General features: G+C 64.0%; 9 protein-coding genes. All 9 read left to right on the top strand.

Going from position 1 to position 9,311, the window contains the following annotated elements:
* The first annotated feature begins 285 nt into the window (after positions 1-285).
* Genes AC07OP_RS02940 through AC07OP_RS02900 form a run of 9 tightly spaced genes read left to right on the top strand, consistent with a single transcriptional unit; the run spans position 286 to position 9,310 of the window.
* Positions 286-879 (top strand): transposase, encoded by a 594-nt coding sequence (locus AC07OP_RS02940; RefSeq protein WP_065926276.1) that lies wholly within the window; start codon positions 286-288, stop codon positions 877-879.
* A gap of 59 nt (positions 880-938) precedes the next feature.
* The gene (locus AC07OP_RS02935; RefSeq protein ID WP_495101688.1) at positions 939-2,528 is read left to right on the top strand and encodes a ShlB/FhaC/HecB family hemolysin secretion/activation protein; all 1,590 of its coding nucleotides are present in this window, start codon (positions 939-941) and stop codon (positions 2,526-2,528) included.
* Between the two features lie 24 nt (positions 2,529-2,552).
* Positions 2,553-4,352: a DUF2341 domain-containing protein gene (locus tag AC07OP_RS02930; RefSeq protein WP_495101687.1), complete on the top strand. Its 1,800-nt coding sequence runs from the start codon at positions 2,553-2,555 to the stop codon at positions 4,350-4,352.
* A gap of 11 nt (positions 4,353-4,363) precedes the next feature.
* Positions 4,364-4,789, top strand: a complete 426-nt coding sequence (locus AC07OP_RS02925; RefSeq protein ID WP_010211136.1) for an ExbD/TolR family protein — start codon at positions 4,364-4,366, stop codon at positions 4,787-4,789.
* A gap of 3 nt (positions 4,790-4,792) precedes the next feature.
* Positions 4,793-5,497: an energy transducer TonB family protein gene (locus AC07OP_RS02920; RefSeq protein WP_223016533.1), complete on the top strand. Its 705-nt coding sequence runs from the start codon at positions 4,793-4,795 to the stop codon at positions 5,495-5,497.
* Between the two features lie 47 nt (positions 5,498-5,544).
* The gene (locus tag AC07OP_RS02915) at positions 5,545-7,245 is read left to right on the top strand and encodes a putative porin (RefSeq protein WP_495101686.1); all 1,701 of its coding nucleotides are present in this window, start codon (positions 5,545-5,547) and stop codon (positions 7,243-7,245) included.
* 18 nt (positions 7,246-7,263) lie between these two features.
* Positions 7,264-7,890, top strand: a complete 627-nt coding sequence (locus tag AC07OP_RS02910) for a DNA repair protein (protein ID WP_495101685.1) — start codon at positions 7,264-7,266, stop codon at positions 7,888-7,890.
* A gap of 20 nt (positions 7,891-7,910) precedes the next feature.
* Complete coding sequence (locus AC07OP_RS02905) at positions 7,911-8,372, top strand: YbjN domain-containing protein (RefSeq protein WP_065924373.1); 462 nt, start codon at positions 7,911-7,913, stop codon at positions 8,370-8,372.
* Entirely contained in the window at positions 8,369-9,310 is a 942-nt protein-coding gene (locus AC07OP_RS02900; protein ID WP_141157436.1) for a peptidylprolyl isomerase, read from the top strand. Before AC07OP_RS02905 ends, AC07OP_RS02900 begins: the two co-directional genes overlap by 4 nt.
* Position 9,311 lies beyond the last annotated feature (1 nt).

The raw sequence follows: 9,311 nt of genomic DNA, 5'->3' as shown, positions 1-9,311 counted from the left end.
CCCGATGAGGGAGTGTCAGTTGATGGATTTGGTACTGACCCACTGCAATCGGGGGCAAGCCCCCTCCCACATTTACCCAGTACACCAGACCCAACTCCGGTCGGCTTCAGGGCCGCACATGCCGACCCGGAAAAATTGCCCCCCTCACAATCCCAAATGAAGCTTTCATGACAAAAGTTCGGTAGCTCATCGCCACTTCCGTCTTGCCTATGTAACGCGCTGGAGGCCGCCACGAGCCGCCTCCCCAGCCGTCAGCGGGACGCCAGGAGTGGGGCAATGGGAACTATGGAACGTTACTCGAAAGTAGGCATGCAGGAGCTCGACCAGCGCCTGTCGAAGATCGTCGAGGCTGCGCGCAAGAAGCCGGTTTCGGTGTACCGCTACGGCGCGCCGTGGGTGTGGATCGTCTCCCAGGACGACTGGCAGGGCGCCTTGAAGGAAGTGTCCAGCTACATCCCGGCGGGGCATTCGCTGGTGTTGTTGCGCCCGCAGATCGACGAGGTGCTCGAGCAGCATCGCGACCTGCTCCAGGCCGCGCCGGGCATGTCGATCGCGCCGCAGACCGTGGTGCAGATCCTGCTGCTGCAACTGCTGTATTCGGTGCCCAGCGAACAGCAGCTGCACGAGCAACTGAACTACAACCTGCTGTTCCGCTGGTTCGTCGGCCTGGAGCTGAACCAGAAGGTGTGGAGCATCCACGCTTTGCAGCGCGACATCGCCAGCCTGTTGAACAACCCGCAGGCCGTGCAGTTGATCCAGACCATCATCGGTGAAGTGTTCTGTGGCGCCTTGCTGCACATGCCGGAGTTCTCCTTGAACTTCGCCTTGCTGCACACCTGGCTGGCGCGGCACAGCCATCTTTCGACCAGCAGCAATTGAGCAGGCCAGACGCCGTGCAATCGGCGACGGTGCAAAATCTTAGACAGTTAGGGGGCGGTGTGGAGCATCTGTTCAAATCAACGCTGGCGTTGTGCTGCCTGACGCTGGGCGTCCTGGCGCAACCGGTGTGGGCCGAGGAGGGCGGTGAGGCCCCGGCGCGCAAGGTGGACGTCAACGAGTACTTCGTGCGCGGCAATACCGTGCTCGATGCGGCGACGATCGAGGAGGCGGTGTACCCGTTTCTCGGCCCGCAAAAGACCCTGGACGATATCGAAGGCGCGCGCGATGCGTTGCAGAAGATCTACCAGGCGCGTGGCTACCAGTCGGTGTTTGTCGAGCTGCCGGAACAGAAGGTCGATGACGGCATCGTCTATCTGCAGGTCAGCGAAACCAAGGTCGGCCGCGTGCGTGTGGTCGGCGCCAAGCACTATTCGCCGGTGGAGATCCGCGAGGAAGTGCCGGGGCTCAAGGAAGGTGCGGTGCCGGATTTCACCACGGTGCAAACCCAGTTGGCCGGGCTCAACCGCAGTGCCGGCCGGCAGGTCACGCCACTGGTCCGCGAAGGCCAGCGCCCCGGCACCATGGATGTGGATCTGCAGGTCGAAGACCAGAACCCCTGGCACGCCAGTATCGGTTTGAACAACGACTACAGCGCCGACACCGAAAAGCTGCGCTCGGTCGCCACCCTGGGCTACGACAACCTCTGGCAACTGGGCCACAGCATTTCCCTGACCTACTTCACCGCGCCCCAGGACACCGAGAATGCCAAGGTCTGGTCGGGCTCCTACAGTGCGCCGCTGAACGAACGCTGGACCTTGCAGTTCTCCGGTTACCAGTCCGACAGCAACATCGCCACCATCGGCGGCAGCAATGTGTTGGGCAAGGGCCATTCCTACGGCGTGTCCGCCATCTACAGCTTGCCGGCGACGGGCAACTGGGCCAATTCGTTTTCGTTCGGCGTGGACTTCAAGGATTTCGACGAGCAGATGAAGTTCGGCGCCAGCAGCGACCAGGTGCCGCTCAAGTACGCGCCGTTCACCCTGGGCTACAACGGCTATCGCTACACCGAGCAATCCCAGCTGGGGCTGGGCTTGAACCTGGTGGTCGGCACCCGTGCATTTTTTGGCTACGGCAGCGACGCCGAGGAGTTCGATTACAAGCGCTACAAGGCCAGTGCCAGTTTCGCCGTGCTCAAGGGCGACCTGAATTACACCTACACCTTCGCCAACGATTGGCAGTCGGCGTCCAAGGGCGCTTTCCAGCTGGCCTCCGGGCCGCTGGTGTCCAACGAGCAGTATTCCGCCGGCGGCGCCACCTCGGTGCGCGGCTACCTGGCGGCCGAGCGCACCGGGGACGAGGGGTATTTGCTCTCCCAGGAACTGCGCACGCCGTCCCTGGCCAAGTTCCTCGGCAGTTATGTGCAGGAGTGGCGCTTCTATGCGTTCGCCGAAGGCGCGCGCATGCGCCTGCACGACCCGCTGCCCGAGCAGGAAGACGAATACAGCCTGGCCAGTGTCGGCCTGGGCACCCGCGCCAGTTTGAGCAAGTGGTTGTCCGGCAGCCTGGATTGGGGTTACCCGCTGCTCGATGGACCGAACACCCAGAAACAGGACTCGCGACTGCACTTCAGTGTGCAGGCGACTTTCTGACTTTTTCTTCCGGAGACTTCACCCATGCAACGCCTATTCCTGAGCCTGTTGATCTGCCTGGGCTTCGCGCTCCCGGCCACTGCCCATGCCTGGTGGCAGGACGATTGGCACTACCGCAAACAGATTTCGGTGGACACCACCGCCCAGGGCGCCGCGATCAGCCAGGCCCTGGGCCGCACCGCGTTGCTAGTGCGCCTGCACACCGGCAACTTCACCTTTGATGGGGTCAAGGACGACGGCGCCGACCTGCGCTTTGTGAGTGCCGATGACAAGACCGTGTTCAATCACCAGATCGAAAGCTTCGACCCGTTGATGGGCATGGCGTTGATCTGGGTCGATGTGCCCCAGGTCGAAGGCGGCCAGCGCCAGGACTTCTGGATGTACTACGGCAACCAGAAGGCCCCGGCCACCGCCAATGGCCAACTGACGTTCGATCCGAATTACACCGCGCTCTATCACTTCGATGGCGCCAACGCGACGCCGCCACGGGACACCACGGCCTACGCCAACACCGCGTTGAACGCCACCGGTGCGAGCATCGACGGCGTGATCGGCCGCGCCTTGCAGTTCGCCGGCCAGCCGCTGTTGTTGCCGGCCAGCCCGTCGCTGCAACACGCCGCCGGCGCTGCCTTCACGTTCAGCGCCTGGCTGCGCCTGGACCAGGCCAGTGGCGAGCAAATCGTGCTGGCCCGGCGTGACGGCGCCCACAGCCTGTTGCTGGGCCTGAACCAGGGCTCGCCGTTTGTGGAGATCGACGGCCAGCGCGCGGTGTCGACCCAACCGCTGAACCCAGGCCAATGGCAGCACCTGGCGTTCACCGCCGAGGGCGACAAGGTCACGCTGTATGTGAATGGCCGTGAAAGCGCCACGCTCGCCGTGGCCATGCCTGGGTTCAACACGCAGCTGGCGGTCGGCGCCGACCTGCCGGAAGCCGGCAGCACGCACCTGCCGTTCGCCGGGGCCATGGATGAGCTGCGCCTGTCCAAGGTGGCGCGCCCGGCCGCGCTGTTGCTGGCCGATGCGAGCGCCCAGGGCGCCGAGTCGAAACTGGTGGCCTACGGCGTGGATGAAGAACAGTCCGGTTTCGGTTTCGGCAGCCTGGGCTTTTTGCTCAACGCCGTGCCGGTGGACGCCTGGGTGATCATCTTGGTGCTGGTGGCGATGATGTTCCAGTCGTGGATCATCATGCTGCGCAAGAACCGCCAGGTCAGCCGCCTCAGCAGTGCCAACGAAGTGTTCCGCGAGCACTTCGCCCAGATCGGCACGCGCCTGGAGATGTATGCCGACGATGCGCAGCTGGCTGAGCGCCTGAGCCATTCTTCGCTGTGGCGCCTGTACCTGGTGGCGGTCAAGGAGATCCGCACCCGCCGTGCCCAGGGCGCCGACACCTCGTCGGTATCGGCGGCGACCATCGAAGCGATCCGCTGCTCCATGGACGGCGTGCGCACCCGTGAGAACCAGGCCCTGAGTTCCAAATTGTCGACCCTGTCCAACGCCATCGCCGGCGGCCCGTACATCGGCCTGCTCGGTACGGTGCTGGGGATCATGGTGGTGTTCCTCGGCACGGCCATGGCCGGCGACGTGAACATCAACGCCATCGCTCCGGGCATGGCGGCGGCGTTGCTGGCCACGGCCATGGGCCTGTTCGTCGCGATCCCCGCGTTGTTTGGCTACAACCGCCTGATCACGCGCAACAAGGAAGTCAGCGCCGACATGCGCGTATTCGTCGACGAGTTCATCACCCGCCTGGCGGAGATGCACGGCGAGAGCCAGCACAGTGAAACCGCGCACCGCCGCGACCATCACGCATCGGTTCCGGCCTGAGGAGAATCGCCATGGCTTCCGTAAATGCCTCCCACGACGATGACGATGATGCCGCCGTCGACAGCATCAACATCACGCCCCTGGTGGACGTGCTGATGGTGGTGCTGGTGATGTTTATCCTCACCGCCACCGCCCAGGTCTCGGGGATCCAGATCCACCTGCCCAAGGCCAGCGCCTCGGTGTCGCTGTCGGAGGCCAAGACCAAGGCCATCTCCGTGAATGACGGCGGCCAGGTGTTCCTCGATGCGTACCCGGTGACCCTCGGCGAACTGGAAGAACGCCTGCGCATCGAGAAAGCGCTGAACCCGGACTTCCCGGTGATCGTGCGCGGTGACGCCATGGTGCAGTACCAGAAGGTCATCGAGGTGCTCGACCTGCTGCGCCGGCTGGAGCTGTCCCAGGTCGGGCTGGTCACCGGCAAACCGAGCCAGGGCTGAGTCATGACCGCACAGATCCCGATCACGCCGTTGCCGGTGAAGAACAAACCGCCGTTGCGCCCGTTGAAGTGGGGCGCCGGCCTGTTGCTGGGCGCCGTGGCGGCCTGGTTTCTCTGGCAGTGGGCCAATGACATGAGTGGCGTACGCCGTGAAGCGCCGAAGGTGCCGACGATTATCCCGTTGCCGCCACCGCCGCCGCCTCCTCCGGAAAAACCCAAGGAGCCCGAGCCCCAGGTTGAAGAGAAAGTCCCGGAGCCGGTGCCCAGCCCCGAGCCCGAAGAGGTCAAGCCGGCCGAGGAAGCACCGCCTTCACCGAATGAAGACCTGGCCAACCCGATGCAGATCGACGGCGATGCGCAGTCCGGCAATGACGGCTTCAACATCGGCGCCGGCAAGGGCGGCGGCATGGCCGGCAGTGGCGGCGGCGGGCTGGGGACCGGCACGTACAAGCAATACCTGGCCGGTACCTATCAACGCCTGATGCGCGAAGACCCGGAGCTGCGCAAGAAGGCGTTCTCGATACAGATAGACCTGTGGTTGGGCGCCGATGGCCAGGTCACCAAAGCCGTGGTGGCCAAGTCCAGTGGGGACGCCGACACCGACGCGCAGATGCTCGCGTTGATCCGTGCGCCGCGTGCCACACAGAAGCCCCCGGCGTCGCTGACGCTGCCCATGCGCCTGTCCCTCAAGGGCCGGCGTCCGGATTGATTGCACGAAACCTCTTATCTACGGTTTTTTACAGGAGTTGCGTACACATGATTTCCCCCGTGAATCGACTGACCCTGGCGGTTGGCATGGTCATCGCGACCCTGGTCGGGCAGGCGGCGGCCGCCCCGGTTGCGCCTTCGGAAAACGTCACCATCAACCTGATCCGCCTGCTGGTGCAGCAAGGTGTGCTGACCCAGGACACCGCCAATGGGCTGATCGCCCAGGCCGAAAAGGAAGCCCAGCAGGCCCGCCAGGCCAACGCCGCGCCGGTGGTTGCCAGCGGCCCGGCGACCGCGCCTGGGGATGTGCGCGTGCAGTACGTGCCGCAGGCGGTGCGCGACCAGATCCGCGACCAGGTCAAAGCCGAAGTCATGTCCACCGCCAAGCAGGAAAACTGGGCACAGCCCAATACCTTCCCCGACTGGATCTCGCGCATCAGCTTTGATGGCGATATTCGTCTGCGCGACGAGTCGCGCTATTTCTCGGGCAACAACAGCAACAACATCACTGACTTCGCCAAGCTCAATGACACGGGCCCGTACGACGTCAACAAAAACTCCAACACCAAGTTCCCGCCGCTGCTCAACACCCGCGAGGACCGCGAGAACCTGTTCCGCCTGCGTGCACGCCTGGGCATGAAAGCGGTGATTTCGCCGGAATGGACTGCCGGCATTCGCATCGCCACCGGCTCCGACAATAACCCGGTGTCCACCACCCAGACCCTGGGCGGCGGCTTTGGCAAAAAGGACATCTGGCTCGACCAGGGTTACCTGAGCTGGAAAACCACCGATTACATGACGTTGACCGCCGGGCGCATCGGTAACCCGTTCTATTCCACCGACATGATGTATTCCAACGACCTCAACTTCGACGGCGTGGCGGCGATCTTCAACCACAGCCTCAACAGCGAGTGGGGCCTGTTCGGTACCCTTGGCGCCTTCCCGGTGGAGTACACCTCCGACACCGCCAGCAGCAATGGTATCGACAAGGAAGACAGCGACACCAAATGGCTGTTTGGCGGGCAGATCGGCGCGGATTGGAAGATCAACCGCAGCAACCGCCTCAAGCTCGCGGCCGCTTACTACCAGTTCCAGGACATCGAAGGCGAGCGCTCCAGCCCTTGCTCCACCTGGCAGGGTGCGGCAGGTTGCGACACCGACGGCACGCGCGTGGCCTTCATGCAGAAAGGCAACACGGTGTTCAACCTGCGCAACAACACCACCAACCCGGCGGATCCTGCGCGCACACCCGACCCGCAGTACGTAGGCCTGGCGTCCAAGTTCGATGTGCTGGACCTCAACCTGGTCTGGGACAGCGAACTGCCGAGCGACTTCAAGCTGCGCAGCCAGGCCAACTTCATTCACAACCTGGCCTACGACAAGGGCGAGATGCTCAAGCGCAGCGAAGGCGAGATCGTCAACAACATCAACAGCAATGGTCAGTTTGAAAGTGGCGGCAATGCGCTGATGGTCTCGTTCACCCTCGGCAGCGCCCTGGAGATGCGCAAGCGCGGCGACTGGAACCTGTTGGCCGGCTACAAGTACATCCAGCCCGACGCCTTGCCCGATGGCTTCAACGACTCGTCGTTCCACCTGGGCGGCACCAACGCCAAGGGGTATTTCATTGGCGGCAACTACGGTATCGACAAGAACATCTACGCCAGTGCGCGTTGGTTGAGCGCCTCCGAAGTGTATGGCCAGCCGTTCGAAGTCGATGTGATGCAACTGGAACTCAACACGCGCTTTTAATGCGCAGGGAGACGCCACATGAACACACGAATCTGCGCGCTGTTACTGCTGCTGGTGAGCACCGGCGCGTCGGCCGAAGGCATGGAGGAGCGCCTGCGTACGCAACTGCGCAGCACCACCCAGCAATTGCAGGCGCTGCAAAGCGAACAGGCCCAGGCCAGTGCCGCACGGCTGGCCGCCGAAAACCAGGCCAAACAGGCCCAGGCGCAAATCAAGCAACTGACGGCCGAGCTGGAAAAGGCCCGTGGCACCGCCGAGCAACTGGCCGGCCAGCAACAGAGCCTGCACAGCCAGGCGCAGGCCCAGGTGGCGGCGAGCAACGAGCAGATCGGCAAGTTCAAGAAGGCTTATGACGAACTGCTGGTGCTGGCCAAGGGTAAAGAAGTCGAGCGCGCGCGCCTGCAGGCGGCCTTAAGCGAACGTGACACACAAGTGCAGCAATGTTCAGTCAAGAATCAACAGATGTACGGCGTGGCCCAGCAACTGCTCGCGGCCTACGAAAAAATCGATGTGGCCGAGGTGATGAGCATTCGCCAGCCGTTCGCCAGCAGCGCACGGGTCAAGTTCGAGGAACTGGCCCAGGGTTTTGGCGACGATCTGTACAAGAGCCGTTTTGATGCGCCCCAGGCAGCCGCCAATCACTGATAGACAAGGAAGAGATCACCATGAGCGAATTGATCACCAGCGTCACCGTCCAGAGCCTCACCGACCTGTTGCAGGACGCCGGCTACCGGGTTAACCAGAGCGAGCAGAACGGCATCGTGCAGTTGCTCAGCGCCAGCCAGGGCATCGGCTTTGCCGTGCGCTTCGGCAACCCGGCGGCGGAGCAGGGCAGCTATGTGGACTTCACCTACAGCTGCGCGTTGCGGGTGCAGGGCGAGTTGCCCGAAGGCCTGGCCCCGGTATGGAACGCCTCGCGGCGCTTTGCGCGGTTGTCTGTGCAGGGCGAGTTCCTGCTGATGGAAATGGACGTGGTGGTGGCCGGGGTTGGCGTCACGCACCTGCGCAGCCAGCTGGAATTGTGGGATCGCCTGTTGCAGGAATTTATCGTCTACCTGCGTGAGTACAGCCAGCAGGCCGCGCAGTTGCAGGCCGCCGCGGTGGGTGAAGAGGCGGCGGTGCTGTGAAAAAGCCAACCCTGATGCTCGGCGCGGGGGCGCTGGCTGTGCTGGTGGTGGCCGTGGCGTTGAGCCTGCGGCCGGGCAGCGACCCGGTGGCGGCCCAGCAACCGGCGCCGGTGATCAATCCCGCGCCGAGCGGGCCAGCGGTGGCGCGCCTGGGCAATCAGCAGATCGACCTGGCGGAGCTGAAAAGCGTGCTGGCCAGCCTGCCGGCCGAATCCCGCGAGCAACTGCGCGGCAACCGTGGCGCCCTGGAAACCTGGATTCGCTCACGCCTGGCGCAAAAAGCCGTGCTTGAACAGGCCGATGCCCAGGGCTGGCGCCAGCGCCCGGAGGTGGAGCAGCAGACCCGCGCCGCCGCCGAGCAGATCGTGTTTCGCGACTACATGCTCTCGGTCAGCCAGGTACCGGCGGACTACCCCAGCGCCGCCGAGTTGCAACAGGCCTACGACAGCGGCAAGGCGCAATGGGTGACGCCGCCGTTGTACCAGGTGAGCCAGATTTTCCTCGCGGTGAATGACCCGCAACACCTCGATGCCGTACGGCGCCAGGCCCAGGAACTGAGCCGCAAGGCCCAGGCCGCGCCGGCTGATTTTGCCGCCCTGGCCACGCAGTTTTCCCAGGACCCCGACAGCGCCGCGCGCGGTGGCGACTCGGGGATGCAGCCGTTGCAGCAACTGGTGCCGGAGGTGCGCGGCGCGGTGGCGCGGCTCAAGGTCGGTGCGGTCTCGGACGTGGTGCAGAGCCCGGCCGGGTTCCATGTGCTCAAGCTCATCGGCCAGCAACCGGCGCGCACCGCCACCCTGGACGAGCTGCGTGAACGCCTGACCCAGGCCCTGCGCGCCCAGCGCCAGGAACAGATCGCCAAGGCCTACCTGGAAGGCATGCTCAACACCGCGACCTTGAGTATCGACGGCGCCGAGTTGAACAAAGTGCTGGAGTAAC

This window comes from Pseudomonas sp. GW821-FHT09D08, assembly GCF_059416305.1.
Note: the sequence above shows the minus strand (reverse complement) of the source record. Positions and strands in the feature narration are given on the sequence as shown.